At 65.9% G+C, this 24228-nt stretch carries 27 protein-coding genes; 11 read left to right on the forward strand and 16 right to left on the reverse strand.

The window, feature by feature from the left end:
• Positions 1 to 66: 66 nt before the first annotated feature.
• Positions 67 to 885, reverse strand: coding sequence for a M949_RS01915 family surface polysaccharide biosynthesis protein (locus DXT74_RS03975; protein WP_194427374.1), 819 nt, complete (start codon positions 883 to 885; stop codon positions 67 to 69).
• Positions 886 to 1084: 199 nt separating this feature from the next.
• Between DXT74_RS03975 and DXT74_RS03980 the strand changes: the two genes are divergently transcribed.
• Positions 1085 to 2089 (forward strand): PHB depolymerase family esterase, encoded by a 1005-nt coding sequence (locus DXT74_RS03980; protein ID WP_194427375.1) that lies wholly within the window; start codon positions 1085 to 1087, stop codon positions 2087 to 2089.
• A gap of 151 nt (positions 2090 to 2240) precedes the next feature.
• On the opposite strand, the gene DXT74_RS03985 is transcribed toward DXT74_RS03980, so the two are convergent.
• The gene (locus DXT74_RS03985; protein WP_194427376.1) at positions 2241 to 3122 is read right to left on the reverse strand and encodes a LysR family transcriptional regulator; all 882 of its coding nucleotides are present in this window, start codon (positions 3120 to 3122) and stop codon (positions 2241 to 2243) included.
• A gap of 117 nt (positions 3123 to 3239) precedes the next feature.
• Between DXT74_RS03985 and DXT74_RS03990 the strand changes: the two genes are divergently transcribed.
• Positions 3240 to 4439 carry an MFS transporter gene (locus DXT74_RS03990; RefSeq protein WP_231138266.1) on the forward strand — a complete coding sequence of 400 codons (1200 nt, stop codon included), beginning with the start codon at positions 3240 to 3242 and terminating at the stop codon, positions 4437 to 4439.
• Here the strand turns inward: DXT74_RS03990 and DXT74_RS03995 are convergent.
• The 3 genes from DXT74_RS03995 to DXT74_RS04005 form a co-directional block, all read right to left on the reverse strand.
• Complete coding sequence (locus DXT74_RS03995) at positions 4394 to 5173, reverse strand: EAL domain-containing protein (RefSeq protein ID WP_194427377.1); 780 nt, start codon at positions 5171 to 5173, stop codon at positions 4394 to 4396. The genes DXT74_RS03990 and DXT74_RS03995 overlap by 46 nt on opposite strands.
• A 67-nt stretch (positions 5174 to 5240) precedes the next feature.
• Complete coding sequence (locus tag DXT74_RS04000; protein ID WP_043639339.1) at positions 5241 to 5678, reverse strand: DMT family transporter; 438 nt, start codon at positions 5676 to 5678, stop codon at positions 5241 to 5243.
• Positions 5679 to 5688: 10 nt separating this feature from the next.
• A complete protein-coding gene (locus tag DXT74_RS04005) occupies positions 5689 to 6138 on the reverse strand; it encodes a DMT family transporter (protein WP_194427378.1) in 450 nt (149 codons plus the stop codon).
• A gap of 91 nt (positions 6139 to 6229) precedes the next feature.
• Here DXT74_RS04005 and DXT74_RS04010 point away from each other — a divergent pair, with 91 nt between their 5' ends.
• Positions 6230 to 7183 carry a LysR family transcriptional regulator gene (locus tag DXT74_RS04010; RefSeq protein ID WP_081555929.1) on the forward strand — a complete coding sequence of 318 codons (954 nt, stop codon included), beginning with the start codon at positions 6230 to 6232 and terminating at the stop codon, positions 7181 to 7183.
• Positions 7184 to 7358: 175 nt separating this feature from the next.
• Positions 7359 to 7988 carry a tetratricopeptide repeat protein gene (locus DXT74_RS04015; protein WP_081555928.1) on the forward strand — a complete coding sequence of 210 codons (630 nt, stop codon included), beginning with the start codon at positions 7359 to 7361 and terminating at the stop codon, positions 7986 to 7988.
• Positions 7989 to 8003: 15 nt separating this feature from the next.
• Here DXT74_RS04015 and DXT74_RS04020 read toward each other — a convergent pair whose 3' ends face one another.
• A complete protein-coding gene (locus tag DXT74_RS04020; protein ID WP_043589344.1) occupies positions 8004 to 8423 on the reverse strand; it encodes a hypothetical protein in 420 nt (139 codons plus the stop codon).
• Between the two features lie 204 nt (positions 8424 to 8627).
• Between DXT74_RS04020 and DXT74_RS04025 the strand changes: the two genes are divergently transcribed.
• Both DXT74_RS04025 and DXT74_RS04030 read left to right on the forward strand, forming a co-directional pair.
• Positions 8628 to 9203: a YqiA/YcfP family alpha/beta fold hydrolase gene (locus DXT74_RS04025; protein ID WP_043589346.1), complete on the forward strand. Its 576-nt coding sequence runs from the start codon at positions 8628 to 8630 to the stop codon at positions 9201 to 9203.
• Positions 9204 to 9289: 86 nt separating this feature from the next.
• Positions 9290 to 10264: a quinone oxidoreductase gene (locus DXT74_RS04030; RefSeq protein ID WP_043589348.1), complete on the forward strand. Its 975-nt coding sequence runs from the start codon at positions 9290 to 9292 to the stop codon at positions 10262 to 10264.
• A gap of 28 nt (positions 10265 to 10292) precedes the next feature.
• Here DXT74_RS04030 and DXT74_RS04035 read toward each other — a convergent pair whose 3' ends face one another.
• Genes DXT74_RS04035 through DXT74_RS04045 form a run of 3 tightly spaced genes read right to left on the reverse strand, consistent with a single transcriptional unit; the run spans position 10293 to position 11825 of the window.
• Positions 10293 to 11006: a YafY family protein gene (locus tag DXT74_RS04035; RefSeq protein ID WP_043589350.1), complete on the reverse strand. Its 714-nt coding sequence runs from the start codon at positions 11004 to 11006 to the stop codon at positions 10293 to 10295.
• A 1-nt stretch (position 11007) separates the two neighbouring features.
• A complete protein-coding gene (locus DXT74_RS04040; protein ID WP_194427379.1) occupies positions 11008 to 11460 on the reverse strand; it encodes an EVE domain-containing protein in 453 nt (150 codons plus the stop codon).
• The gene (locus DXT74_RS04045; RefSeq protein WP_194427380.1) at positions 11457 to 11825 is read right to left on the reverse strand and encodes a VOC family protein; all 369 of its coding nucleotides are present in this window, start codon (positions 11823 to 11825) and stop codon (positions 11457 to 11459) included. Before DXT74_RS04045 ends, DXT74_RS04040 begins: the two co-directional genes overlap by 4 nt.
• Positions 11826 to 12127: 302 nt before the next feature.
• Here DXT74_RS04045 and DXT74_RS04050 point away from each other — a divergent pair, with 302 nt between their 5' ends.
• Positions 12128 to 12853: an MgtC/SapB family protein gene (locus DXT74_RS04050; RefSeq protein ID WP_019103569.1), complete on the forward strand. Its 726-nt coding sequence runs from the start codon at positions 12128 to 12130 to the stop codon at positions 12851 to 12853.
• Between the two features lie 204 nt (positions 12854 to 13057).
• Here DXT74_RS04050 and DXT74_RS04055 read toward each other — a convergent pair whose 3' ends face one another.
• Together DXT74_RS04055 and DXT74_RS04060 are read right to left on the reverse strand one after the other, a co-directional pair.
• Positions 13058 to 14152, reverse strand: a complete 1095-nt coding sequence (locus DXT74_RS04055) for a histidinol-phosphate transaminase (RefSeq protein WP_194427381.1) — start codon at positions 14150 to 14152, stop codon at positions 13058 to 13060.
• A 137-nt stretch (positions 14153 to 14289) separates the two neighbouring features.
• Entirely contained in the window at positions 14290 to 14493 is a 204-nt protein-coding gene (locus DXT74_RS04060) for a lipoprotein (protein ID WP_196783820.1), read from the reverse strand.
• 120 nt (positions 14494 to 14613) lie between these two features.
• On the opposite strand from DXT74_RS04060, the gene cyaY reads away from it, so the two are divergent.
• Together cyaY and DXT74_RS04070 are read left to right on the forward strand one after the other, a co-directional pair.
• Positions 14614 to 14931 (forward strand): iron donor protein CyaY, encoded by a 318-nt coding sequence (gene cyaY / locus DXT74_RS04065; protein WP_043589353.1) that lies wholly within the window; start codon positions 14614 to 14616, stop codon positions 14929 to 14931.
• Complete coding sequence (locus DXT74_RS04070) at positions 14928 to 15344, forward strand: YqaA family protein (protein ID WP_019103565.1); 417 nt, start codon at positions 14928 to 14930, stop codon at positions 15342 to 15344. Before cyaY ends, DXT74_RS04070 begins: the two co-directional genes overlap by 4 nt.
• 71 nt (positions 15345 to 15415) lie before the next feature.
• On the opposite strand, the gene DXT74_RS04075 is transcribed toward DXT74_RS04070, so the two are convergent.
• The 4 genes from DXT74_RS04075 to hemC are packed head-to-tail and all read right to left on the reverse strand — an operon-like array spanning position 15416 to position 19321.
• Entirely contained in the window at positions 15416 to 16624 is a 1209-nt protein-coding gene (locus DXT74_RS04075; RefSeq protein ID WP_019103564.1) for a heme biosynthesis protein HemY, read from the reverse strand.
• A gap of 3 nt (positions 16625 to 16627) precedes the next feature.
• Entirely contained in the window at positions 16628 to 17656 is a 1029-nt protein-coding gene (locus DXT74_RS04080; RefSeq protein WP_019103563.1) for a uroporphyrinogen-III C-methyltransferase, read from the reverse strand.
• Entirely contained in the window at positions 17653 to 18384 is a 732-nt protein-coding gene (locus DXT74_RS04085; protein WP_194427382.1) for a uroporphyrinogen-III synthase, read from the reverse strand. Before DXT74_RS04085 ends, DXT74_RS04080 begins: the two co-directional genes overlap by 4 nt.
• A 7-nt stretch (positions 18385 to 18391) precedes the next feature.
• The gene (hemC, locus tag DXT74_RS04090) at positions 18392 to 19321 is read right to left on the reverse strand and encodes a hydroxymethylbilane synthase (protein WP_043639368.1); all 930 of its coding nucleotides are present in this window, start codon (positions 19319 to 19321) and stop codon (positions 18392 to 18394) included.
• A 303-nt stretch (positions 19322 to 19624) separates the two neighbouring features.
• On the opposite strand from hemC, the gene ppc reads away from it, so the two are divergent.
• Positions 19625 to 22324: a phosphoenolpyruvate carboxylase gene (gene ppc / locus DXT74_RS04095; RefSeq protein WP_194427383.1), complete on the forward strand. Its 2700-nt coding sequence runs from the start codon at positions 19625 to 19627 to the stop codon at positions 22322 to 22324.
• A 31-nt stretch (positions 22325 to 22355) separates the two neighbouring features.
• Here the strand turns inward: ppc and DXT74_RS04100 are convergent, their stop codons facing one another.
• Entirely contained in the window at positions 22356 to 23219 is an 864-nt protein-coding gene (locus DXT74_RS04100) for a LysR family transcriptional regulator (RefSeq protein ID WP_081555920.1), read from the reverse strand.
• A 97-nt stretch (positions 23220 to 23316) separates the two neighbouring features.
• On the opposite strand from DXT74_RS04100, the gene DXT74_RS04105 reads away from it, so the two are divergent.
• Positions 23317 to 24225 carry a DMT family transporter gene (locus DXT74_RS04105; RefSeq protein ID WP_194427384.1) on the forward strand — a complete coding sequence of 303 codons (909 nt, stop codon included), beginning with the start codon at positions 23317 to 23319 and terminating at the stop codon, positions 24223 to 24225.
• Positions 24226 to 24228 lie beyond the last annotated feature (3 nt).

The following is a 24228-nucleotide window of genomic DNA, read 5'->3' on the forward strand; positions in this document are numbered from 1 at the left end:
TTTATTTCAGCAAGAATTATCAATATGTATATCGAATGGTCAGCGGCACCAGAGCCTGCCTTGAGCTCATTCATGTTGTTGTTTGAGCCAGCTTTCTTCCTGTTGGCGCATGAGTGTGAACCACTGTTGGCGCATGTGACGGGCAAAGGCCGGCGGCGCTGCGGTGAAGTCGTTCTCGTCGGTGTAGCAGCCGGGCAAGTAGGGCGGTTCGAAGTCTTTTTCCCAACCTTTGGCTTGCAGCGCCCGTTGGCCCTGCGGGCTGCAGTCGTCGGGTAGCGGAAGGCCGGTCAAGTGGCCGCTGTCCGGGTCCAGCCAGCGCACGCCTTGGCGGTCCAGACCGCGCAGTCCGTACTTGGTTTTGCCCACATGAAGGATCAGCTTGTAGTCATTGGGGCTGACGTCGCTGGCGCAGGCGCTGCGATAGCCGACAATGGTTTCCAAGGCGCCGTCGCGGTTGAGGTCCGGAAAGCCGATGGCGTCTAGATCGAAGGCCGCGCTGGCGTCGAACTCGCAACGCGTTACTCCGTCGCTGAGCATCCACAGCCTTCGCGGCCTGTCTTGGCCCAGCACATATTGCGCGGCGTAGAGCGTCGCGTTTTGGGTGCCGTCGGCGCCGCGGGCTTCCTGTTGCTCCGCCAGCACCAACAGGTTTTCGCCGACGTTGTCCGTCCAGCCGTAGGCGGCGCTTAGCTTGCCACGCAGTTCGACGCCGGCCGGCAAGGCGCTCAAGCGGCGCACCTGGCCGGCGGCGGTCGGTGAACTGGCCGTGTCAAGTCTCGTGGCGGGTGGCGGCGGCTCGGCTTTGCAGGCGACGAGCATTAGCGTCAGGCCGATTAGCAGCGAGGTGCGCAGGCCGGCGATGGAGGGCGCGGGAAGCGGTAGCATGCCGTTCTTCTTGTCATTGATAAAACAGGAATAGTACGGAATAGCGGCGGCACGGGACAGCGCCGGTGGCCGTAAAAGGACTTGGGGGCAGGAAAAAGACTGACCGATTTGCCGACTAAACATGACATTGGGGTGATTTTTGCCGGCGGGCAGCGCCATAATCCAGGCGGAGCGCGGGCTTCGCGCGAAAGGGGGACTTATGTTGAAACTGGGCTGGTGGTGGGGAGGGGCGCTGGCGTTGACGTTGGCGCAGATGGTTGCGGCGGCGGAGCCACTGCCGGCGTATCGCGGCGACGCTCGGCAGTCGTCGGTATCCGGCCTGTCGTCCGGGGCCTTCATGGCGGTGCAGTACCAGGTGGCGTTTTCCGCCTCGGTGCGCGGCGTCGGCGTGGTGGCGGGCGGGCCCTATTATTGTTCCAAGGGCACGCTGGCGGGCGCGCCGGCCTGCATGAGCGGACCGCCGCCGGCGGTGGGCGGCCTGGTATTGGCGACCCAGCAGTTCGCGCTGAGCGGGCAGATCGATCCCTTGTCCAATTTGGCCAAGCGTCGCGTCTATCTGTTCAGCGGCAGTCAGGACAACACCGTGAAGACGGCGGTGGTGGACAGCGCTGAGAGCTATTTCCGCAAGCTGGGGGTGCCGGCGGCGCGCATTGAATATCCGCGCGGCCTGCCGGCCGGCCATGCCCAGATTACGCCCACTTACGGCAATGACTGCGGCGAAACCAAGTCGCCTTATGTCAACCATTGCGACTGGAAGGGCGAAGGCTACGATCAGGCGGGCGCGATCCTAAAGCAGATTTACGGCCCCTTGCAGCCGCGCGCTGCCCAATTGAGCAGCCAAGTGACGGTTTTCGACCAGAAGCCGTACGCGCCGCCAGGCAGCAGCTTGGCGGACGAGGGCTATTTCTATGTGCCGCGCGTCTGCGCCGAGGGCGAGGCCTGCAAGGTGCATGTGGCGCTGCACGGTTGCCGGCAGTACGCCGGCGCCGTCGGCGACGCCTATTATGCTCATGCCGGCTACAACGAGTGGGCGGACAACAACCGCATCATCGTGCTGTACCCCCAAACCACGGCGATGCCGCCCGGCAACCCGAACGGCTGCTGGGACTGGTTTGGCTACACCGGCGTGAATTTCGCCTGGAAGAGCGGGGTGCAGATGAGGGCGATCAAGGCAATGGCGGACCGGCTGGTGTCGGCGCCATGAGCCTCTCAGAGCTTGTTCAAAGTCTGCTGCGCTTTGTGAAGCGCTGCACGGTGAGTACAAGCTCAAAATGCTCATGTACCCTTCGTACACTCCGCTTTTTCGCTCGTTTTCGCCTTGTCCCGCCCTTGCTCGCGAGACTTTGAACACGCTCTCAGCCCCCGGGGAAGCCGCGCTCGGCAAAGAAGTCGATGAAGGCGCGCAGCCGCGGAGGCAAATAGGGTGCGCTGGGCCATAGCAGGTAGAGGGTGCCGCGGCGTTCCGCCCAGGCTTCCGGCAGCGCTTGCAACCGTCCTTCCGCCAGTTGGCGGCGCACGGTGAAGTCCGGCAAGCAGGCGATGCCGGCGCCTTGTTCGGCCAACTGGATCAGCGCGTCGCCTGTGTTGCCGCAGGCGTTGACCGGCAAAGTCTGGGCATCGACGCCGCTCAGCGGCCACGGCGCCAGCTTGCCGCTGCGAGGGTAGCGATAATGCAGGCAGCGGTGTCGCGCCAGATCTGCCGGCGACGCAGGCTCGCCGCAGCGGGCGAAGTAGGCCGGCGCGGCCACCAGCCGCATGCGATAAGCGCCCAGCCGGCGAGCGCTCAAGCGTGAATCGCCGGGCTCGCCGCCGCGGATCACTACATCGAAGCCTTCGCCTATCACATCCACCAGGCGGTCGTTATAGTCCAGATCCAGCTCAATTTCCGGGTAGCTTTGCATGAAGCTTGCCAGATGCGGGGCCAGCACCCCGCATTCGTGCGGCAGACCGACTTTCAGCCGGCCGCGGGGAGCGGCCTGACCCTGTTGCAGCTCGCGTTCGGCGGCTTCCACTTCATCCAGAATGCGCAGGCATCGTTGCAAGTATTGTTCCCCGGCCGTGGTCAGGGTCAGCCGCCGCGTGCTTCGCTGAACCAGGCGGGCACCCAATCGTGCCTCCAGCCGCGCCAGCCCCTTGCCGGCGGCTGAGGCGGAAATGCCCAATTGCCGTCCGGCTGCCACCAGGCTACCTTGCTGCGCGATGTGGGCAAACAGCTCGATGCCGCTCATTTTCTCCATGCAAACCTCGCTATTACAGAAAATTTTTCCGTTATCTAAGGAATTAAAGACTATTTTTCCGTTTCGCCAAGAAATCTAGCATAAGCCTTTATTCAATGGCGATACGGGAGAAGAGGAATGGCGGGCAAAAACGGCGAGGCGGCGATGCCGGCAACGGTGTATCTGCTGGGTTTATGCATTTTTGCGATGGCGACGTCGGAGTTCATGGTGGCGGGGATGATGCCGTCGCTGGCGGTGGCCTTGGGCGTCGGCTTGCCGGCGGTGGGCAATCTGGTGTCGGCCTTCGCCGCCAGTGTCGTGCTGGGCGGGCCGGTGCTGACTTGGCTGCTGCGCGCGGCGCGGCGCAAGCACAGCCTCATTGGTCTGTTGCTCTTGTTCCTGGCTGGCCAGGTTTTGGGGGCGTTGGCCGGAGATTACCAACAAATGCTGTGGTCGCGGCTGATCTGCGGCGTGGCGCAATCGGCCTTTTTCGGCGTGGCGCTGGCCTTGGCGGCGGAGTTGGTGGGCGAACATCGGGTGGCGCGCGCCGCCGCGCTGGTGCTCAACGGCTTGATGCTGGCTTCGGTGGCCGGCTTGCCGCTGGCTGCCTGGGTAGATCAGCACTGGGGCTGGCGCTTGAGCTTTTGGTTCGTGGCGATGATGGTGGTGCTGGCCGCGGCGGGCATTGCCGCGCTGACGCCGTCCGGCTCCGCGCCGCGCGCCCTGAGCCTGGGCGAAGAAGGCCGACGGCTGGCGCGTGGCAGTTTGTGGGCGGCTTATCTGAGCAGCGGTCTGATCATAGGCGCGGTATTCGCCGCCTTCACCTACCTGGCGCCCTTGTTTACCCAGATCAGCGGCTTCGACGCCACGACGTTGCCGTGGCTGTTCGCCGGTTATGGGCTGGCGACAGTGGCGGGCAATTTATGCAGCGGCAGGTGGGCGGATCGTCATACCCGCTGGGTGCTGCGCGTTGGTTTGCTGACGTTGTTGGCGGCTTTGGTGGCGCTGGCGTTGTTGGCGCAATGGCGGGCTGCCGCAGCGGCTTGCGTACTGCTGTTGGGCCAGGCTGGTTTGCCGATGAATCCGGCGATGGTGGCGCGGGTAGTGCGCGCCGGCGGCAGCGGACCTATGGTGAACAGCTTGCACATGTCGGTGGTCAACCTGGGCTTGATGTTGGGATCCTGGGGCGGCGGCGCGCTGCTGGACGCCGGCTGGAGCCTGCGCGCGCCGGTTTGGCTGGGCGCGGCTCTGGCCGCTTTGGCGTTGGCCAGCCTGGGGCTGGACCGCGCCGGTCACAGCTGGCAGGTCACCGGCAACTCGGCCGGTTTGCCCAGATAGAAGCCCTGGTAGAGCTCTACGCCCAGCTCCTGCATGGCCAGATGTTGTTCCCGGCTCTCAATGCCTTCCACCGCCATGCGGCAGCCTATCTGCCAGCCCAGTTCCAGCAGCACCGGCAGCCGGTGGCGTTCGCCGGACATATAGTCCAGCAGCAGGCTGCGGTCGATCTTGATCAGGTCCGGGCACAGCAATTTGACCTTGCCGTGACGCGCGGCCACTGCGCCAAAGTCGTCCACCGACAGGCCGAAGCCTGCCTCTGCGGTCAGGCGCAGGCTGTTGATCAATGGTTGGCCGTGGTGCTCCACCTCGTATTCCGGCAGCTCGAAAATCACGCCAGCACTGTCCAGTTCCAAGGAGTCCAGCAGACCTTGCAGCAGGGGAAGGTGACTGCGGCCGTGGTTGTCCACCACCGCTGTCTGGGCCAACAGGTTCAGGCTCAGACAGCCGGACTGGCCGCTTTGTGCGAAGTTGCGGATGTGGATCAGCCGGGCCAGTTGGTCGGCTTCCAGCGCCAATTCCGGCGGCAACCCGGACAAAAAGGCGTCGGGGGGCGGCGTCTGGCCGTCTTGCGTGCGCACGCGCAGCAGCGCTTCATAGCCGAACACGCCGCCGCTGCGGTAGAACAGAGGCTGGAACACGCTGCTGAATTGATAGCCGCCCAGCCGCGCGCAATAGCGGCCGTCCGCGTCGCGGTACAGCTGGCGTTCGGGATGAGGGTCTTGGGGTGGAACCATGGTTTTTTAGCCGCGCGGGGTGGACTTTCAGCATAGCAAGCATTGCGCGGCGATTCTCGGCGTCGGTTCAGGCGCGCGCGCCGGTGCGTGGACGTCTGGCTAGCCACAACCCGGCCAGAAGCAGCGCAGCGCCCAGCAACTGGGTCAGCGCCGGGCGCTCAAGGCCGGTCAGGCGGTCTAGCAAGATGCCGGTCAGCATTTGACCGGTTATCACCAGCAAGGTGGTTTTCATCATGCCCAGCCGCGTCAGCACGTGGCTGTTGACGGCGACGAACAGCGCGCCTAGCGCCCCGCCCAGATAGGCGCTGGCCGGCGCGTTGGCCAGGCCGCCGACGGGCGCGCCGCTTAGGATCGGCAGCAGCGCGCTAAGCAGCAGGAAGCCTATCAGATGGTTCCACCAGGAGGCGGCGAAAGCGCCGCGTTCTTGGGCCATGCGGCCGTTGACGGCGCGGCTGGCGCCGATGCAAACGCCGTTGAGCAGGGCCAGCAGGATGTAAGCGGTCATGTCGCCTCCTTCAGATGGCGGAGATCAGGACGGCGCAACCGCTCAGCACTAGCAAGGCGGCGTGCGCGTCGTGGCGGGTCAACGCGCGCCGCGCGACGAGAAAGCCGCAGCGTTCGCACAGCAGGCTGAACAGCAATTGGCCGGCGATGGCCAAGGCCAGGGTGCCGGCCAGCGCCAATGGGCTATTGACCGCGACAGCGGCCAGCGCCACCGTCAGCGCGCCGGGCAGGCCGCCCAGATAGGCCCAGCGAGGCGGCGGGCGGCAGGAGGCCGGCGCAGGATTCGATCGCGTCGTCGCGCGCCATAGCACCAACGCGGTCAGCGCGCCCAGGCCGTGCGCCAGCCACGAGGCTTGCAGCGGGCCGCTGTGCGCGGCCAGCAAACTATTGCAATGAATCATCCAGGCGAGCATCGCGCCGGCGGCGAGCGCCAGCGGGCTGTCCAGTTGTTTTGCGTCCATGGCTTTGTTCCGTATGAGGCATTACGGACACTATATATCGTGGCGCTTTAGGCGATAATCCGGCTTGTTGGAAACGGATAGTGGAGTAAAAGTGGACAATACGGACGAGAGCGAACGTTTTGCCGCGCTGCCCTTGTTTGTCGCGGTGATCGAATGCGGGAGCTTTGCCGCCGCCGGCCGCAAACTAGGCTTGAGCAAATCCGCGGTCAGCAAACGCGTTTCCTTGCTGGAGGCGAGGCTGGGTGTCCGACTGTTGCAGCGTACTACCCGGCGCTTGCATCTGACCGAGGCCGGCGCGCAATACCATGCTTACGCGCGCCAGGCGTTGGTTCTGGCGCGCGAGGGCGAAGACGCCATTGCTCGTTTGCAGAGCCAGCCGCGAGGGTTGCTGCGCATCAGCGTGCCCATGGTGTTCGGCCGGCTGCATTTGTCGCCGCTGGCGCCGGAGTTCCTGGCCGCTTACCCGGGGGTGCAGCTGGACATGCAGATGGACGACAGGATGGTGGATTTGGTGGAAGGCGGCTTCGACCTGGCGATCCGCATCGGCCATTTGCCGGAGTCCAGCTTGATCGCCCGCCGTATCGCTCCTTGTCGCAGCGTGATCTGCGCCGCCCCCGCCTACCTGGCGCGCCATGGCCGGCCGGAAACGCCGGCGCAGCTGGCCGGGCACAACTGCCTGCGCTATGCCTATTACCGCGGCGGCGCGGCGTGGACGTTGCAAGGTCCTGACGGCCCGGTGGCGGTGGAGCCGCGCGGCAATTATCTGGTCAACAACAGCGAGGCCCTGCGCGACGCGCTCTTGGCCGGCGCCGGTATTGCTCAAATGCCCACCTTCATTGTGGGGGCGGATTTGGCCGCCGGGCGGCTGCTGCCCTTGCTGGAGCGCTACCCTCTGCCGCTGCACGCGGTGTACGCGGTGTTTCCCGAGCGCAAGCACGTGCCGGCCAAGGTGAGCGCTTTTCTGGAGTTCATCGATAGACGGCTGGGCGGCGAGCCGCCGCCGTGGGAACGGGCGCCGACAGATTTCCCCGCCGCCGCCGACTAAGCTCTCATAACCTGTTCATCGTCTGCTACGCATCGGCGCTACCGCGTTGAAACCGGCTTCGAAATGCTCATGTACCCCATGTACATTCCGCTTTCTCAGCCATTTTCGCCTTGTCTCGCTCTTGCCCGCGAGACTTTGAACAGGCTCTCAGGACAGGCTGGTGGGGAGAGCGGCGATGAAAGTGTGGGTAGGCGGGATATTGGCGATGTGGGCCTTGGCGTCGCTGGCTACGGAGGTGGCCGGCTGGGCCAGTTATCAGCATGGGGACTACGCCGCCGCGCGAAGGCAGTTCGAGCAGGCGGCCCAGGCGGGCGACCGGGTGGCTGCTTTCGATCTGGCGATGATGCATTGGCGAGGAGAGGGCGGCGCGCCTGACCGGATGCAGGGAGAGCGCTGGTTGCGTCGCGCAGCCGACGCGGGTCTGCCGCAGGCGCAGCACGCTTTGGGAGTGTTGTACGAAAACGGCCAGCAGGTGGCCAAGTCGCAAGCCGAGGCGACGCGTTGGTTCCGGTTGGCCGCAGATCAAGGCTATCTGCCGGCAGAGTTGGATCTGGGCACTCAGTACTTCCTCGGTCGCGGCGCGGCCAAGGATTACCGGCTGGCGGCGTATTGGTACGAGAAGGCCGCCCGGCAGGGCGACGTGGGCGCGCAGTATCTGATCGCCAGCATGTACGAGCATGGTGACGGGGTGGAGCGGGACTTGCCGGCGGCGATCCGCTGGTACGCCAAGGCGGCCGCGCAGGGCGATGTCGGCGCCAGGCTCAAGGCCTTGGACCTGGCCAAGCGGGCCAAGCCGCCGGCATGACGGCTTGAAACCTGCTCAGGCTCGGGCCGGGCCGCGGCGCATCGCCGCCAGGCACTGGCAGGCGGCCTGCCAATCCTGAACGCCGCGCAGGCCGCGCACGATGATGCCGGCCAGAGTGTCGTTGCAGGCATCCGGGCCGAACTGCATCAGCATTTCATGCAAGGCGAAATGCAGGGAGGCATTGTGCTGAAGCAGCAAGCCCACCTGTTCATGGACGAAGCCGTCCACCGTGGCCTGGCCGTCGCGGTCAACGTGGACATGGTGGCGCGGACAGAAGCCGGAACGGATCAGCGCCTGGTCCGCGCGCACGTCGTCTAGAAAAGCCTGCGCGCTGTGGTGCAGAAAGCCGCACGCCATGATCAGGCTGGCTACGGAGTAGGGTTTGGTGGTGGTGGCGTCGGCGACGAGGGCGTTGTCCGGCAAGGTGGCAAGCATTTATGTTCTCCTGTTATCTTTGTAAACCGCGCTTAAGTGGCATAAATCGTCGGTTTTATTATTTTTTCCGCGTTTTTGTATCATTCATGCGAATGTATTGGCAAGCCCGTCGAAAGGACGGTTGCCAGCCGCGGCTGCCAGGGTTTTTCTTGGGACGATGGCCATTTAGAATGAACGCTTTATTGACTGTTTGTTCCCATCCGCATGCATATTGTCTACCTGCACGGCTTCAATTCCGGTCCTCAATCGCTGAAGGCGAACGAAACCGCCGCTTATTTGCAACAGAACGCGTTCGATGCGACCTTGCATTGTCCGCAGCTGTCCCCCCATCCGGCCGAGGCGATCGAGCAGGCGTCCGCTCTGGTGGCGTCCTTGCCGGCCGACACCTTGCTGATCGGCAGCTCGCTCGGCGGTTATTACGCTACCTTTTTGGCCGAGCGCCATCAACGCCCGGCGGTGCTGATCAATCCGGCGGTGCGGCCTTACGACGATTTGGCGCGTTTCATCGGCGAGCAGACCAACCCCTACACCGGCGTGGTCTACACCTTGAGCGACGCTGATATGCACGCCTTGCTGGGGCTGCGCGTGCCCCAGCCGTCCGCGCGCCGTTACTGGCTGCTGTTGGGCAGTTGCGACGAGGTGCTGGATTGGCGCGAAGCGGCGGCGCTGTATCTGGACTGCCGCCAGACAGTGTTCAACGGCGATGACCATAGACTTGAAGCCTGGCCGCGCATCCTGCCGGAAGTGCTGGCTTGGGGGCGCGGACAATGCTTGGTTTGATGTAGAAACAGCCTGTTCTGCGACAGCGGCTTGCCTGGGACGGCTCCGCCGTCGCACACTGGATTTTTTGCGCCTAGGAGGCCGCCATGACTCAAGCCATCGTTTTCTCCCACACCGGCGGGCCGGAAGTGCTCGGTCTGCAAAGCCAGGAGCTGACCGCTCCGGGACCGGGTCAGGCGCGGGTGCGTCATACCGCCATCGGCGTCAACTTCATCGATACCTATCAGCGCAGCGGTCTGTATCCGTTGCCGCTGCCGTCCGGCCTGGGCCAGGAGGCGGCCGGGGTGGTGGAAGCGTTGGGGCCGGGGGTGTCCGGTCTGGCGGTGGGAGACCGCGTCGCTTACGCCGGAGGCCCGCTGGGCGCTTATAGCACCGAGCGCTTGCTGCCGGCGGCGGTGCTGGTGAAGATTCCAGACGGCATCAGCGACGAATCCGCCGCCTGCATGATGTTGCAGGGCATGACTGTGGAGTATCTGGTGCAACGCACCTACCCGGTGAGGCCGGGCCAAACCGTCTTGTGGCACGCGGCCGCCGGCGGAGTGGGACAGATCGCGGTGCAGTGGCTGACGGCGCTGGGCGCGACGGTGATAGGCACTGTTGGTTCCGACGCCAAGGCCGACATCGTGCGCGGCCTGGGCTGCCAGCATGTGATCAATTACAGCCGCGAAGACGTGGTGGCGCGAGTCAGCGAGATCACCGGCGGACAGGGCGTGCCGGTGGTCTATGACTCGGTCGGCAAGGATACTTTCCAGATATCGCTGGCTTGCCTGAGTCCGCGCGGCATGTTGGTCAGTTTTGGCAATGCGTCCGGCGCGGTGCCGCCGTTCGCGCCTTTGGAGCTGACCAGTCGCGGCTCGCTGTTCTTTACCCGGCCCAAGCTGGCCGATTACATCGCCAGCCGCGCGGAGCTGGAGGCCTCGGCCCAAGCCTTGTTTGATCGGGTGGCGGACGGCAGGGTCAAGGTGGCGCCATCGCATCGTTATCCCTTGGCGGAGGCGGCGCAGGCGCACCGCGATCTGGAAGGGCGCAAGACCAGCGGTTCTATTATCCTGCTGCCTTGAACGGGCAGCGACGCCAGCCAGGCATCGCTTATTCTTGGTGCCAGGGCTGGCGCTGGTGTCGCTCCAGCCAAGCCAACGCCCGGCCGTCGCTGTCGACATGGCCCAGATAGCCGGCCAGGCTGACGTCGGGCGGGCAGCTCAGGTTGGTGTCGCGCCAGCTTTGCAGCCGGTCCACGCGGAAGCTGCGGTAGTCCAGGCGCAGGCCGCACCAGGCGGCCAGCAGCCAGCGGTCGCCCCAGAAAAACAGAGCCAGCGGCAACAGCGCGCGTTGGCTATCGCGGCCGCTTTCGTCGCGGTAATCCACCCAAAGCGCTTGGCGGGAGACGATGGCGTCGCGCAGCGGCGCCAGCCGCTCGCGCGGGTAATTGCCCGCCGTGGGCGCGTACAGCGGCTCCGGCGGCAGGCCGGAGGACCCCAGCACCGCGTGGATGCGGCCCAGCGCCGATTGCGCCGCGGCGGCGGTGTCCCGGTCCGCCCAGGCCGCCAGCATGCGCGCGCCCACTTCCAGCGCCGCCAGTTCGCGCGCGGAAAACGCCACCGCCGGCGGCGTGAAGCCGGCTTCCAGCCAATAGCCCTCGCCGGCTTCGCCGTTGAGCGGCGCGCCGCTGGCCATCAGATCCGCCATATCGCGGTAGACAGTGCGCGGCGTCACTTCCAGCCATTCGGCCAACTGCCGGGCAGTGGTGCGGCGGCGGCCGCGCAGCAGCAAGAGGATTTGAACCAGTCGGTCGGCTCGGCGCATATTAGTCGGGTTCCCGCAGCATGGATGGCGGCAGTGTCGCCCGCATCGCGCGCGCGATCAACAGGAAATCGGCGCGGCTGATTTCCAGGTGGCCGAAGCGAAAGGCGTAGCCCCAGCGCGCCGGATCCGCAATGAAGATCAATTGGCCGAGCAGCGGCCGGATTTCGGCGTCCTCTGCCGGCCAGAACGCGATGTTCCGCCGGTAGGGCTCGAAATCGGCGCTGACCCGGAACGGGTAGACTCGGTCGTCCATCGCCTGGCCGATGGCGGTGAAACGCTGACAGGGCTCGCGCCCTTCCAGGCTGAGCACCGGCGAGTAATAGATCAGGCCGTCGCCGGCCGCCATCCGCTTGAGCGGCGCGGCCTTGCCATGGCAGAGCTGGGCGAAGCTGCCGGCCAGCCCGCGCCGCACATGGTCGCGGCTGGCCACGCCTATCCAGTAGCGACGGCTCATGCGGCGCTGTGCAGGCCGATCAGATTGCCTTCCAGATCGGAAAACAGTGCGATGTGCCCCCAGGCTTCCGGCAAGCGGGTCTTGGGCTGCACCACGATGCCGCCGGCGGTTTTGACCCGTTCCAGCGTGGCGTCCAGATCGGCGCCGCCATCCAGATAGACGCGCACGCCGTCTACGTGGGGGCGGGCTTGCGGGCAGCTCAGCAGCGCGCCGCCGCAACTGTCGCCGGTTTTGGGAAACAGCGCCATGCGGGCGTTGTCGAAGCTTTCCTCGTGCAGTTCTAGCTGCAATGCCTGCTGATAGAAGGCGACGGCGCGTTCGAACTGGAGCACGGGAATTTCAAACCAGTGTAATACAGGGGACATGGCACACTCCTTAAAGGGGTTTTGAGCGATCCGGCCGCGAGCGTTGCTGCCTCGCGTTCAACGGGGCGGAGGCGGCGTCGCGGCCATGGAGGGCAGTGTGCGGCCTCCCTGCTGACAGCGTGTTGTCAGCAGGCGCGCCGCGTCTGCGATTTTTTTGGGCTTGGGCAACTTTGCAGGTGGCCGGGCGAGTAAAAACCGCTAGGCCGGACACGACCCGGTCACGTGGATGTGGCAAACTGCCAGACTGTTTCCCGGCGCGCCGGGACGGCTGTTTTTTCAATCGACCGCAGGAGGAATAACAAGTGGAAACCTTACTGCAGTTTCTGGGCTTCAACGGGTCTGGTCTGCTGCAAACCTTGCTCAGCCTGTTGACGGCTTTCATTCTGGGCTCGGCCATAGGCTACGAGCGTCAGTTCCGTCAGCGCACCGCTGGCCTGCGCACCAATACTCTGGTGGCGGTAGGCGCGGCGGCCTTCGTCGACATGGCGCTGCAGCTGGACGGCACCGGCGGCGCGGCGCGAGTGGCGTCCTACGTGGTGTCCGGCGTTGGTTTTCTCGGCGCAGGCACCATCATGAAAGAGGGCTTGAACGTGCGCGGTTTGAACACCGCGGCGACCTTGTGGGGCTCGGCGGCAGTCGGCGCCAGCGCCGGCGCGGGTCAGATTCCCCAGGCTTTTCTGATCACGCTGTTCGTGTTGGCCAGCAACACCTTGCTGCGTCCGGTGGTGAACTCGATCAACCGCAAGCCTATCGACGACGAAACCAGCGAAGTCACTTACCAGTTGTGCGTGATCTCCAGCCGTTCCGGCCAGAAACACGCAATGGCCTTGCTCAGCGACCTGCTTGAGGAGTCCAAGTATCCGGTGGGGGATCTGGACGTGGAGCCCTTCGGCGACGACGAGGTGGAGATGACCGCCACCTTGCTGTCCACCTCGGTGGAGTGGGAGGAGCTGGAGGAGATCGCCGCCAAGCTGGTGGCCCAGCCTTTCATCAGTCAGGCGTATTGGAATCCCAGTACTTCGGAGTGAGAAGGATGGGGAAAGATCAAGCCCTGGGCCGCTTGTCGGTCCAGGGCTTTTTTATGGGCGGGAGAGCCTGTTCAAAGTCTTGAGAGCAAGACAAGGCGAAACCCGCTGAGAAGGCAGAATGTACGCGTGATACATGAGCGTTTCAAAGCGGGTTTCAACCCATCTATCCATTCCGCTGACGCGCAGCGGGCTTTGAACCGCTTCTTAACCTTCCGCCAGCGCCGCCATCACTTTGGCCGACAGCGCCTGCGGTTGCGCGGTGACGCGCAGCAAGTGGCGTACCGCCGGGTGCGGCGGTCGGTACACGGCGATGCCGTCGGACAGCAGCTGGCGATGGATGGCCTCGCTGCTGGCGGCGTCGCGATAGGCGATGCAGACGAAGTTGGTGTGCGAGGGCATCACCACGAGGTCGCGCGCGCGCAAGGCGTCGGATAGTTTGTCGCGCAGATGGATGGTGGCGGCGATTAGCTGACGGGAATAGTCGGGATCGTCCAGCACGATTTGCGCCGCCAGTTGGGCGAAGCTGGACAGCGCGAATTGCGGCCGAATCTGGTCCGCTTTGGCGACGATGTGTTGCGGACCTATGGCGTAGCCCACCCGCAGACCGGCCAGCGCATAGGCCTTGGACAGCGTGCGCAAACGCAGCGTGTTGGGCAGCGCGCCCTGCGGCGGCGCGTCCTGCGCGTCCACGCAGAAATCGACATAGGCCTCGTCCAGGATCAACAGCGTGGACGAAGGCAGGGTTTCGCGCAGCGCCAGGATGTCGTCCGCGCTCCAGTAGTGGCCGCTGGGATTATCCGGGTTGGCGAGATAGAGCACGGCGGCACGCTCGGCGCGCGCCACTTCCGCCAGCCGCGGCAGATCGGCCTGCAGCCGGTCGCCTTGTTGCTGGTAGGGCACTTCCAGAATGCGCGCGCCCACGCCTTCGGCGAAATAACGGAAGGTGGGATAGGTGCCGGCGGTGCATACCACCGCGTCGCCGACATTACAGGCCAGACGCAAGGCCAACAGGATCAGGCTGTCGGCGCCGGTGTCGAACAGTACCTGGCTCGCGTCCACGCGGTTGTGGGCCGCCGCGCGCTGACGCAGTCCGTGCGCGTAAGGGTCAGGGTAGAGCCGGGCCAGTTCCGTCATCATCTCGCCGAACTCCGACGTTAGCGGAGAGGCCGGTTTGGCCATGCTTTCATTGGAACCGATGCGCGCGCCGATGCGGTGGCCCAACGCCGCTTCCAGCTTCACGATGCCGGGGAAGGGGTTGACGATGGTGTGATGTTCCAGGTGACGGGCGAAGTGAGACATCGGCGGCTCCTTTATCTGCAGATACAGCCTTTGAGTGTAAAGGATATGACTGATGTGCAGGAAACCGCGTGGGAATATCAATATGTCTTCGGCATTTTACGCCGTCGCCGCACCGCCCGGAAGCGCGGCGGGAGCCGTCAGCGAGAGGCGGGAGAGGCGGATTCTGCCGCGGCGCGAGGGGAGGAGGCGTCGGCCTTGACCGCGGGTTTGGCGGCGGGCGCGGCGGCGGCCGGCTTGGCTGCGGGGGCGGGCAAATACAGCGGGCCTTTGAAGCCGCAGGCGGCCAAGAACAGGGTCAGGCTTGCACAAGCCAGCAAGGTGCGCATACGAATGAGTTCCAATGTGGCAAAATCCCGATACTAGCAAAGCTGCGGCGCGCCGTGTGATTACGTTGCGCCCGGCGATCAAGGCCTGAGCCGCGCCAAGACGGCGTCCAGGCCGTCATTCAACGGGAAAGCGCAATGAACGAAACCGAATTTCTGCGGCACACCGACGCCATCTTCACGCGCATCGAAGCCGCCATCGACGACAATGATCTGGACGCAGACTATCTGGTGTCCGGCAATGTGCTGGATATCGAGTTCAGCGACGGCGCCAAGATCATCGTCAACCGCCACACCGCCAATCAGGAATTGTGGATAGCGGCCAAGAGCGGCGGCTACCACTTCGCCTTCCGCGACGGCCGCTGGATCGCCGCGCGCGACGGCTCGGAATTCTTCTCCACCCTCAGTGCCGCCATCGCCGCCGCCTGCGGCGAAACCATAGAGTTTGATGAATGAGCCACTTGGTGTGGCTGGGGCTGGGCGGGTTGGCGGTGTCTGCCTTCACCTCGTCCACCATTTTGCCCGGTAATTCCGAGCTGGCGTTGTCCGCTTTTCTGTACAAATGGCCGGACTGGCTGTGGCCGGCCCTGCTGGTGGCCACGGTGGCCAATACCGCCGGCAGCGTCACAAGCCTGTGGCTGGGGAGGTTGGCGCCGCGCAAGGAGTTGCCGCCGAGGCTGGCCGGCTGGTTCCAGCGTTTCGGCCCGGCGGTGCTGGTCTTGTCCTGGCTGCCGGTGGTTGGCGACGCGATTCCGCTGGCCGCGGGTTGGCTGCGTCTGCCCTGGTGGTCCAGCATTTTGTGGTTGACCCTCGGCAAGGCGGCGCGTTATCTGGCGCTGGCCTGGGGCGTGCTGCTGCTGTCGAGTTGAGAGGGCATAACAAGGCAATAAAAAAAAAGGACATGCGGGAGCATGTCCTTTTTCGTATCGAGCGTGCGGAATCAGCAGCCCTGCTTCAGCGCCAGTTCCAGGCTCTTGTTGTAATGCTGAGCCGCCAGCTCTTCCTTGCCGGTGGCTTCGAACAGCCGCGCCAGTTCGGCGTGGGCGCACAGCGTCGGCGAGATCGAAGCGCTTGCTTCCAGATAGCTTTGCGCCTTGCCCCACAGCTGCTGGCACAAGGCCAGCCGGCCCAAGGCCATCAGCAGCCAGTGGTCGCGCGGCCGCTTCTTCAGCCAGTTTTCCGCGGTTTTCAGCAGCTCCAGGCGTTTATCCTCGCTCAGGTGCTCGGCCAGCTTGCCCAACTCGCGGGACAGCTCCGGGGTGTCGTGATCGTCGTTGGCCAGCGCGCCGGCCAGCAGGGTGGCGGCGTAATCGTAGTCCTGCAACACGATCAGCCGCGCCACCACTTGGTCCATCAGCTGCGGATTGCTGCGCTCGGCTTCCGGGATGCGGCGCAGCCAGTCGCGGATTTCCTGGCCGCCCAGCAGGGTGACCAGCTGTTGCTGATAGGCGGCCAAGCGATAACGCCGCGCCTGTTCCGGCTCCAGCGCGTCGGCCTTGAGCAGTTTCTCGGTCAGCGCCAGCACCGCTTCCGGCTGTTTCTGCAGCAAGCGGACTTTCAATTCCAGCCGCAAGGCGTTGGTCAGATTGGGCGACAGCGCGCGCGCGCGTTCGATGGCGGCCAAGGCGCCCAGCGGGTCCTTGGCTTCCAGCTTCAGCTCGGCGTCCAGCATATGGCGCGCCAGTTGCAGCCGCGGCGGCATGGCGTCCAGCTGCGCCAGATAGCCGTCGCGTTTGTCCAGATCGCCGGCGGCGCCGGCGGAGCGGGCGGCGATCAGCAGGGCCAGGGCCTTGTTTTCCGGCGAGTATTCGTCGTCTAGCGACTTGCTGGCTTCGCGCTCGGCTTTCTGGAAGCGGCCTTCAAAGTAGGAGATGCCGGCTTCGCGCAGTGCGTGGCGGGAGGCTTTCAGCTTCTTCTGGCGCTGGAAGCGGCGCACTTCCGCCGGCAGATTGGCGGCCACCGCCACCATGCGCAGCACCAGATGCACCACGAAAATCAGCACCACCACCGATACGATCAGCAGGTTGAACGACACCTCCATCCGATACGGCGGCAGAAACAGGATGGCGTAGCCGGTGTTCAGGGTGGCGGCCAGGCCGACCAGCACCGCGAGGGCAAATAGCCCGGTAATCCACAAGGCGAATTTCACGGTTTATTCTCCTGCCGCGCCTTGGGCGTCGCGCACCGATTTGAGGCTGGCGTTCATATCCGGCAGCGCCACGTCCAGCGGCGCGCTTTCCAGTTCGCCCAGCGTGCCCAGCCATTGGGTGACGGCCGGCGCGTCGCGGTCGAAGTAGCGCTGCACATAGCTGCGCGCGGCCACGATGTCGGCGGCGAAGGTCTTGCCGTCGCGCTGGATCAACGCCAGACGAGCGTCCAGCAGACGCATTTTCAAGTTTTCCCGCAGGAAGAAAGCCTGCTCCGGCGACAGCAACAGCGCTTCCGGCTTGTCCATGCGGCGGATGTGGATCAGCTCGCCCAGGCTCTTGCTGACGTCGGCCACCAGGCGTTCCCACAGCGGCGCGCTGGCCGCCGTCGCCGCCTTGGCCTGCGGCTTCTGGCTGGCCAGCCGGTGAGCGTCCACCGCCAGCGGCAGGCTGTCGGAGGACAGCATCAGCCGGTCCAGCTTCACGGTGAGCCCGACGCTGTCCAGATAGGGCAGAGCCTTGAGTTTTTCCAGGTCGGTGGCCACCGCTTTTTTCACGCCGATCAATTGCGGGCGGTCGAATTTGGCCAGGCGCGCGTCCACCATCTCCAGCGCGGACACGGCGGCCGGCACATTGCCGGCCAGTTGCAGCTGCTGGCTGGCGATGGCCAGGGTGTGCTCCACCTCGGACAGCAGCCAGTCGGTGCGGTTCTTGGTCAGTTCCTGGTACATGCCGTTCAGCGTCGCGTATTGGCCGGCGGATTCGTTGACGCGGGCCTCCATCAACGCCAGACGGCCTTCGGTGGCGCGGTTGGCGCTGATCGCCTGCTCGGTCATCGCGCGCAGTTCCTTGGCGGATCCGCTGCCTTCGGCCAGCCGGCGCGCCAGTTCCTGGCGGGCGGCGGTCAGTTCCTGCTGGGTGCTGAAGTACTGCCAGCCGGACACGCCCAGCGCGGCGATGGCGATCAGCAGGGCCGGACTCAGCGATTTCTTGGACTCGGGTTTGGCGGTTTCGGTGATCTGGGATTCGCTCATGGGTGACGACAGAACCATTTTTTAAGGCCGGCGACCAGTGCGCTGTCTTCGGCCCGGGTTGTCATGATGCGCGTCGCGCCTTGCGCGGCGAGCCGGTCGGCAACGCGCGGATGCGGCACGCAATACAGCAAGCATTGTAACGTCCTGATTCGACTGGGGCCAGCGAGACGGAACAATTGCTCTACGATTTCGCCGGAAGTGACGATCACGGCGTCCGGCGGCGAGCGGTCGAAGGCCGCCCAGTCCGGCGCGCCGTCCAGGCGGCGGTAGATCTCGGCGAACTCCACCGCCGCGCCCCGCGCGGCCAGGCTTTGCGCCAGCAGGGGCCTGCCGCCGACGCCGCGCACGATGAGCGTACGTTGCCCGCGCATATCGGCCAGTTCAGGCAGGGCCAGCAAGGCTTCGCTGTCGCTGCCCTCGGTTGGGTGCAGCACCGGCCTGCCGCTGAGCGCGGCCAATTTGGCGGCGCTGGCGCGGCCGACGCAAACCAGCCGCTTATCGGCTAGGTCCAGCGTTTGCAGCGTCGGCCAGGCCTGGTCTATGGCGCTGGGGCTGACGAAAATCAGGCAACTCGCCGCCGCCGCTTGCCCAGGCAAAGCGGCCAGCGCGTCTGGCTGCGGCGCGATTTCCATCAGCGGCAGATGGCCGGCGTCGAAGCCCGCTGCGGCGAGCAGACGCAGCAGCTCGGCGCTTTGCGCCTGCGGGCGGGCGACCAGGACGCGCGGCATCGTCGTCTCAGCGCGGGTCGGCCAGCACCGCTTCAATCAGCGGGCCGGCGCCGTCGTCCAGCAGCTTTTTGGCCACAGCGCGGCCCAGCGCATCGGCGTAATCGGCCGGGGCGCTGGCGCTGGCGGTCAACATCACGGAACCGTCCGGGCTGGCGACGAAGCCGCCCAGCGCCAGCGTGCCCTCGTTGAGGGTGGCGAAGGCGCCCAGCGGCACTTGGCAACTACCGCCCAGCTCGCGCGCCAGCGCGCGTTCGGCGCTGACACAGGAGTGAGTGGCGGCGTGGTTCAGCGGCGCGAGCAGCTGCATCAGGTCGGCGCGGTCGGCGCGGATCTCGATGCCCAGCGCGCCTTGTCCGGCGGCCGGCAGGCTTTCCGACGGCGGCAGCTCCTTGCGGATGCGCTCGGAGAGGCCCAGGCGCTTGAGGCCGGCGGCGGCCAGGATGATGGCGTCGTACTCGCCGTCATCCAGCTTGCGCAGCCGGGTTTGCACGTTGCCGCGCAGCGGCTTGACCACCAGCCGCGGATAGCGGGCGCGGATCTGCGATTCGCGGCGCAGGCTGGAGGTGCCCACCACCGCGCCGTCCGGCAGTTCCGACAGGTCCGCGTAGCGGGCGGACACCAGCGCGTCGCGCGGGTCTTCGCGCTCGCATATCGCCGCCAGCGCGAAGCCTTCCGGCAGCACCATCGGCACATCCTTGATTGAATGTACCGCCAGGTCCGCGCGGCCTTCGGCCAGCGCTACTTCCAATTCTTTGACGAACAGGCCTTTGCCGCCGATTTTGGACAGGGTCTTGTCCAGAATCTGGTCGCCCTGGGTGGTCATGCCCAGGATGTCCACGCTGAGGTGGGGATAGAGCGCTTGCAGCCGGGCCTGGATGTGTTCGGCCTGCCACATGGCCAGCCGGCTCTCGCGGCTGGCGATGACGATTTTGTCCATGAAACCGGTTCCCGATCGGACTATGTGCTTGGATGGCGGGCATTCTAGCATGCCCGCCCGGCGCACAGCGCCGCGGCGTCGCCGGGGCGGCGGCGCAAAGCTTGATGTTGCGCAATGCGCACTCAGGTCAAGATCTAAAGGGTTAAATGACAGTAGTGTTGCCACTACAGCGGCAAGCCTGCCTATGATGTTTTGCATGCGAAACGAATCGCCTGAAGCCAGCGACGCCAGCGGCCGCGCTGCCTTGAGCCGATTCAAAAACCGGGAGCGGCCAAGCCGCCCGTCACCATCAAGGAATACCGAATGAGCGATTTAGACAAGGACCTGCCGCTGCGCGCCGATTTGGCCCGCCTGGACCGCGCGCTGGCCGAGGTGTTGAGCGAACAAGCCGGCCCCGAGGTCTACGCCGAAGTGCGCGCCATCGCCGGCCGCAGCGCCGAGGAACGCAGCCAGCCCTTGGCGGCGGAGTTGAGCCCGGCTGCGGCGATGGCGCTGGTGCGCGCCTGCGGCCTGTACGCCCAACTGTTCAACATCGCAGAGGACCTGCACCATGTGCGCCGCCGCCGGGCCCACCGGCAGGCCGGCTCCGCGCCGCAGCAGGGCAGCCTGTCGCGCGCGCTGGGCAAGTTGAAGGCCGACGGCGTCAGCATCGCCATGCTGGCCGACACCCTGGGCGACGCCTATGTCGGCGCCATCCTCACCGCGCACCCCACCGAGGTGCAGCGCCAGAGCGTGCTGGACGGCCACCGCGCGGTGCGCCGTTTTCTGGGCAAGCTGGCGGCGGCGGACCTGACGCCGGAAGAGGAGGAGGAACTGGAGGCCAAGCTCAAGCGCGTGATCGTGGCGCTGTGGCAGACCTCGGAAATCCGCCACTTCAAGCTGGCGGTCAAGGATGAGATCGAAAACGGCGTCGCCTATCACCCGCTGACCTTCTTCCAGGCCTTGCCGGCGCTGTATCAGCGCTTGGACCGGCAGATCGAAGCCACCTGGGGCCAGACAACGCCGCTGCCGTCCTTCATTCGCGTCGGTAGTTGGATAGGCGGCGACCGCGACGGCAACCCCAATGTCGACGCCGCGGTGCTGCGCCACGCGGTGACGCGCCAGGCTCAGGTGGCGTTTGAACATTATCTGTACGAACTGGCGGCGCTGTACCGCGAACTGTCGCTGTCGCAACGCCTGGTCGGCGTCAGCCCGGCCTTGGTCGCCTTGGCGGCGCTGACCCCGGATCAGGAGGAGAGCCGCCGCGAAGAGCCGTATCGGCGCGCGCTGGCGGCGATGGAGGCGCGGGTGTTGGCCACCGGCCTGCAGCTGGGCGTGAGCCTGAGCGGCCGTTGGCCGGCTGGCAGACCTTATGCCGACCAGGCCGAGTTTCAGGCTGACCTCGCCGTGCTGGACGCCTCGCTGCGCGAACACGGCAGCGCGGCGCTGGCCGACGGTCGGCTGGCGGAGCTGATTCGTGCGGTGGACGTGTTCGGTTTCTTCCTGATGCCGTTGGACCTGCGCCAGTTCGCCGGCAGCCACGAGGCGGTGGTGGGCGAGCTGTTCGCCCGCGCCGGGCTGGAGGAGTTCGCCGCGCTGGACGAGGCGGCGCGAAGCCGCGTGTTGCTGCGTGAGCTGGCCACGCCGCGGCTGCTGTATTCGCCCTATCTGGACTACAGCGCCGAAACCGAGAAGGAACTGGCGATCTTCCGCGAGGCGGCCTTGATCCAGCGGCAGTTCGGCGCCGACGCCATCGGCCAGAGCATCATCTCCAACTGCGCTCAGGTCAGCGACATGCTGGCGCTGGCGCTGCTGTTGAAAGAAGCCGGCATGATCCGGCTGGTGGACGGGCAGCCGCGCTCCAGCGTCAACCTGGTGCCTTTGTTCGAAACCATTGCCGACCTGGACCGAAGCGCCCAGGTGATGACGGCCCTGTTCGCCTTGCCGTGGTATCAGCAGTTGCTGGACAGCCGCGGCCGCATGCAGGAAGTGATGCTGGGCTATTCCGACAGCAACAAGGACGGCGGCTATCTGACCAGCCAATGGCAGCTCTATCAGGCAGAGAAGCGTTTGGTGCGCTGCTTTGCCGACGGCCGGGTCAAGCTGCGCTTGTTCCATGGCCGCGGCGGCTCGGTGGGCCGCGGCGGCGGCCCCTCGTTCGAGGCCATCATGGCGCAGCCGGCCGGCAGCGTGGCCGGGCGTATCCGCATCACCGAGCAGGGCGAGGTGATCGCGTCCAAGTATTCGGACCCGGCCATCGGCGGCCGCAACCTGGAAGCCCTGGTGGCGGCGACGCTGGAAGCCAGCCTTAGCGGCTGCGCCAGCTGCGAGACCGACGAGACCGTGTTTGACGAGTTGTCGGACGCCGCCTATCGCGCCTACCGCGAACTGGTGGAAGCGCCGGGCTTCATGCAGTACTTCCTGGAGGCGACGCCGATCAACGCCATCGCCAAGCTCAACATCGGCAGCCGGCCGGCGTCGCGCAAAAGCCTGGCCTCGATCAAAGACCTGCGCGCCATTCCCTGGGTGTTCTCCTGGTCGCAATCGCGGGTGATGCTGCCCGGCTGGTTCGGTGTCGGCTCGGCGGTGCGCGCTTTTATCGAGCGTCACGGCGAAGCCGGACGCGCCCGTCTGCAAAGCCTGTACCGCAGCTCGCCGTTCTTTCAGGTGGTGCTGTCCAATATGGAGCAGGTGCTGGCCAAGGCCGATCTGGGCATTGCTCGCCGCTTTGCCGGCCTAGTGGAGGACCGCGCATTGGCGGAGGCCCTGTTCGGCCGCATCCAGGCGGAGTGGCAGGCTACGCTGGACGCTTTCTACGCCATTACCGGCCAGAGCGCGTTGCTGGAAAAGAACCCGACGCTGCATCGCAGCCTGGAAACGCGCTTGCCGTATCTGGACGCGCTGGGCCTGTTGCAGGCGGAGCTGCTGAGCCGGCTGCGCCGCCAGCCGGACGACGCCGAGGCCTTGTACGCAATCCACCTGACCATCAACGGCACTTCGGCCGGCCTGCGCAACAGCGGCTGAGGCCAGGCCCGTCGCCGCGCAGCGTGCCGCTCTAGCTTTCCAAGCTCAACAGCAGCCGTTGCAGGGCGTCCAGCGCCGGCTGGCGCAGTCCGCGGCGGCGGATCAGCGTGGTCTGGGCCTGGCCCAGGTCCGCCGGCAGCGGATGGGTGGACACCTGGGCCGCCATCAGCGGCATGCTGTCCAGCAGGCTTTGCGGCAGCAGCGCCAGCCCCATGCCGCTGGCGACGCAGCTGAGCATGGCGTGGTAGGAGCCCAGCTCCACCAGGCGGCGCGGCTGTACGCCCTGGCGCTGCATCCAGGCTTCCAGCCGCTGGCGATAGGCGCAGCCGTGGCCGAAGGTTAGCAGCGTGGTCTCGCCCAACAGGCGCAGCGACAGCTCGCGCTGGCCGGCGGCGGCCACCAGCACGATGGTTTCCTCGAACACCAGCGCTTCGTCCAGACGTTCGTCGCCGGCCGGGCCGCTGATCAGCGCCGCGTCCAGCCGGCCTTCCAGCACCGCGCGCCGCAAGTCGTTGGACACGCCGGCCTGCAGTTCCAGCTGCACCGCCGGATAGCGGCGGTGGTAGGCGGCCAGCACCGGCGCCAGCCGCGAGGCGGCGGTGCTTTCCATCGCGCCCAGCCGCAGGCTGCCGGCCGGCTCCGCGCTGGCCACCGCCTGGCGCGCTTCTTCGGCCAGGCTCAGCAGCCGCTCGGCGTAGTCGCCCAGCCGGCGGCCGGCCTCGGTGGGGATCAGCTTCTTGCCTTCGCGCAGGAACAGCGGCACGCCCAGCTTGTCCTCCAGCTGCCGAAGCCGGGTGGTGACATTGGATTGCACCCGGTGTAGCCGGGCGGCGGCGCGCGTCACGCCGTCTTCTTGCAGCACCGCCTGGAAAATGCGCAGTTCGTCCAATTCCATCGTTCTCTCCAAGAGATTATCTGAATCATAATAATTCATTTTTTAGAATGACGTGCGCGGGCTAGCATGCAAGCATTCCCATTCCCGGAGCGTGAACATGTCCACCCTTTCCCTGCGCCAGAGCTATCTGGCCGCCTTCGGCGCCGTCGCCATCTGGACCGGCTTCAACCTGGTGTCGCGCCTTGGCGGCAAGAGCGCGCTGGCCGGCACCGACATGCTGGCGCTGCGCGTCGGTGTAGCCGCGCTGATCCTGCTGCTGTGCGGCGGTCTGCCACGCGGCGCCTTGCGCGATGCACGGCTGTGGCTGCTGACCCTGCTGGGCGGTCTGGGCGTCAGCCTGTTCGCCTACAGCGGCTTCAAATACGCGCCGGCGGCGCATGGCGGCCTGCTGCTGCCGGGCATGCAGCCCTTCCTGGTGGCCTTGTTCGCCTGGCTGTTGGCCGGGGAGCGCCTGCAGCGCCACAAGCTGCCCGGTTACGCGTTGATAGGCGCCGGCCTGGCCTTGAGCGCGCTGCCTCTGTTCAGCGGCGCCGGCGGCGACAGCTGGAAGGGCGATCTGCTGCTATTGCTGGCTTCTGTGAGTTGGGCGGCTTTCGGGGTGCTGGCGCGGCGCTGGGCTTATCCGGCCTGGCCGCTGACGCGGGCGATCACCATCATGGCGGCGCTGATTTATCTGCCCGTCTATCTGCTGTGGCTGCCCAAGCATCTGGCGGCGGCGTCTTGGCCGACGCTGCTGTTCCAGGCCGCCTATCAGGGCGGGGCGGCGGCCATTGTGGCGATGCTGCTGTATCTGCGCGCGATTACGGCGCTGGGTGCGGTGCGGGTGGGGATGTTGTTCGCCTTGATTCCGGTCTTGGCCGGCTTGCTGGCGGCGCCCTTGTTGAATGAGCCGCTGACCGGCTATCTGGCCGCCGGCCTGGCATGCGTCAGCCTGGGCGCGTGGCTGGCGGCGCGCCAGCCGGCCGCCGTCGCGGAGGCGGTGCCGGCGGCGTGCGGCGCGCGCTGAGCT

Origin of the sequence: Chromobacterium sp. Rain0013, assembly GCF_015291765.1 — a bacterium.
Lineage (GTDB): Bacteria > Pseudomonadota > Gammaproteobacteria > Burkholderiales > Chromobacteriaceae > Chromobacterium > Chromobacterium haemolyticum.

Coding starts and splice junctions, on each gene's coding strand:
- DXT74_RS04020 (WP_043589344.1), bottom strand. CDS start 8,423: ATGCTTGCCACCTTGCCGGACAACGCCCTCGTCGCCGACGCCACCACC.
- DXT74_RS04100 (WP_081555920.1), bottom strand. CDS start 23,219: ATGGAATTGGACGAACTGCGCATTTTCCAGGCGGTGCTGCAAGAAGAC.
- cyaY (WP_043589353.1), top strand. CDS start 14,614: ATGAACGAAACCGAATTTCTGCGGCACACCGACGCCATCTTCACGCGC.
- DXT74_RS04070 (WP_019103565.1), top strand. CDS start 14,928: ATGAGCCACTTGGTGTGGCTGGGGCTGGGCGGGTTGGCGGTGTCTGCC.
- DXT74_RS03975 (WP_194427374.1), bottom strand. CDS start 885: ATGCTACCGCTTCCCGCGCCCTCCATCGCCGGCCTGCGCACCTCGCTG.
- DXT74_RS03995 (WP_194427377.1), bottom strand. CDS start 5,173: ATGGTTCCACCCCAAGACCCTCATCCCGAACGCCAGCTGTACCGCGAC.
- DXT74_RS04005 (WP_194427378.1), bottom strand. CDS start 6,138: ATGGACGCAAAACAACTGGACAGCCCGCTGGCGCTCGCCGCCGGCGCG.
- DXT74_RS04015 (WP_081555928.1), top strand. CDS start 7,359: ATGAAAGTGTGGGTAGGCGGGATATTGGCGATGTGGGCCTTGGCGTCG.
- DXT74_RS04105 (WP_194427384.1), top strand. CDS start 23,317: ATGTCCACCCTTTCCCTGCGCCAGAGCTATCTGGCCGCCTTCGGCGCC.
- DXT74_RS03980 (WP_194427375.1), top strand. CDS start 1,085: ATGTTGAAACTGGGCTGGTGGTGGGGAGGGGCGCTGGCGTTGACGTTG.
- DXT74_RS04030 (WP_043589348.1), top strand. CDS start 9,290: ATGACTCAAGCCATCGTTTTCTCCCACACCGGCGGGCCGGAAGTGCTC.
- DXT74_RS04085 (WP_194427382.1), bottom strand. CDS start 18,384: ATGCCGCGCGTCCTGGTCGCCCGCCCGCAGGCGCAAAGCGCCGAGCTG.
- DXT74_RS04025 (WP_043589346.1), top strand. CDS start 8,628: ATGCATATTGTCTACCTGCACGGCTTCAATTCCGGTCCTCAATCGCTG.
- DXT74_RS04000 (WP_043639339.1), bottom strand. CDS start 5,678: ATGACCGCTTACATCCTGCTGGCCCTGCTCAACGGCGTTTGCATCGGC.
- hemC (WP_043639368.1), bottom strand. CDS start 19,321: ATGGACAAAATCGTCATCGCCAGCCGCGAGAGCCGGCTGGCCATGTGG.
- DXT74_RS03985 (WP_194427376.1), bottom strand. CDS start 3,122: ATGGAGAAAATGAGCGGCATCGAGCTGTTTGCCCACATCGCGCAGCAA.
- DXT74_RS04035 (WP_043589350.1), bottom strand. CDS start 11,006: ATGCGCCGAGCCGACCGACTGGTTCAAATCCTCTTGCTGCTGCGCGGC.
- DXT74_RS04045 (WP_194427380.1), bottom strand. CDS start 11,825: ATGTCCCCTGTATTACACTGGTTTGAAATTCCCGTGCTCCAGTTCGAA.
- ppc (WP_194427383.1), top strand. CDS start 19,625: ATGAGCGATTTAGACAAGGACCTGCCGCTGCGCGCCGATTTGGCCCGC.
- DXT74_RS04040 (WP_194427379.1), bottom strand. CDS start 11,460: ATGAGCCGTCGCTACTGGATAGGCGTGGCCAGCCGCGACCATGTGCGG.
- DXT74_RS03990 (WP_231138266.1), top strand. CDS start 3,240: ATGGCGGGCAAAAACGGCGAGGCGGCGATGCCGGCAACGGTGTATCTG.
- DXT74_RS04080 (WP_019103563.1), bottom strand. CDS start 17,656: ATGAGCGAATCCCAGATCACCGAAACCGCCAAACCCGAGTCCAAGAAA.
- DXT74_RS04055 (WP_194427381.1), bottom strand. CDS start 14,152: ATGTCTCACTTCGCCCGTCACCTGGAACATCACACCATCGTCAACCCC.